General features: G+C 42.4%; 1 protein-coding gene. It reads right to left on the minus strand.

All coding sequences use genetic code 11. The features are described 5' to 3' along the window. Positions 1 to 135: 135 nt before the first annotated feature. The coding region (locus E1176_RS00975) for a transglutaminase-like domain-containing protein (protein WP_155208723.1) at positions 136 to 1386 on the minus strand (1251 nt) is incomplete at its 5' end.

A 1386-nucleotide genomic window follows, 5' to 3' on the forward strand; every position in this document is an offset into this window, starting at 1 on the left:
TCACTCAGAGCGCTAGCGAAGAGTCTTTTTTAAGATGAGAAGAGCGCCTGGCGTATGTTGATCAATCCCACTCACTGCTCACAGCTAAAGGCTCGAAGCTCACAGCTCATTGTACATTGCTAATTGCTAATTGCACTACCCTCTCATAAAGGAAAAAGTAGTTTTTACATCAGTTTTTTTGCCATTTACCTCCAGTACCGGGTACGCATGAAAATTAATTGGGCCAGAGGAAGGGCCTGGATTTGGTTGCAGATCTCTTCCACGGCTAAGCTCAATTCTATTAGCAGGGTGATGTCCAAAGTAATAGGTTGCCAGTGGTGTATATTTATTGCCCTCACTGATATCGATAGGCCACCATTTACCCTCTGCATAGAATTCTGCCCAGCAGTGATATCCATTGATGCCCCCTTCATTTCGCTCCGAAGGAATAGAAGCGCCTATAGCAAATCTCGCTGGAATGCCGGCCGTTCTGGCTAGTGAAATGAAAAATGAGTGAAACTCAGTGCAATTGCCACTTTTTGCATCGCACGCATAATTGGCGTCTCCTGTGCCATAAACACCTACTTTCTTATAAGCTACATTATCAATGATATAATCATAAATAGCACGTGCTTGCATGAGTTTGTTGTCTTCAGGTGTCTTGATCAGAATTTCATCAACAATTTCTTTAAATCGACCACCAACCGGGAGTAGTTCACTGCCTTGAAGGTATCGCTCCAGGTTCTTATCATCGGCTGAGTATGAGGACTTTTCTTTTCTCTTCACCTTATAAGTTACCGCTACAGTTGAGCCACTTTGTGCTGGGGTCAACTCTAGATACATCATGCTGTTTTGGTAGTCATCCTCTTGTAAAATCTGATGCTTTACGGGTGTTTTTACGGAAACTATCTCTACATCCTGAAAATCATCAGTCTGCGCCAGTGGAAGCCAAAGTCGAGAAGGCTCCTTCATTTCTGGTAATTTTGCTTCATAAGTAAATTCAAACTTGTCTTCTTTTTCAATGACACCCATTAGTCGATTGTCTGCATTTTCTACCGCCACCCGATGCCAGGTTTTATCCTTGCGCTGTTTCCAGGTATAAAAAGGCTTGCCATTAAGCTTATGGACGGTGGTTTCTGTAACTGTCATATTTCCGGGCTCACCGGATAGAAAAAAATCAACATCATACACATTGCCATCCACTTCTGCTAAATCTACACAGGCAAAGTAGCGCTGTGGACCAAGGTTGGAAAGGTACTCGGTATGTACTCTCACCAATTTCAAACGTAGCAGACTATCACCATCTTCTATTTTGAAATAGCCATCATCAGCTTTTGTTTTTTCTTGAATGTATTGCTGTATGCCTGTCTCAATTTCAGAAATGCTTACTCGTTTGTAATCTGTGCT

Source organism: Fulvivirga aurantia (assembly GCF_009711475.1).
In the GTDB taxonomy this organism is placed as follows: Bacteria; Bacteroidota; Bacteroidia; order Cytophagales; family Cyclobacteriaceae; genus Fulvivirga; species Fulvivirga aurantia.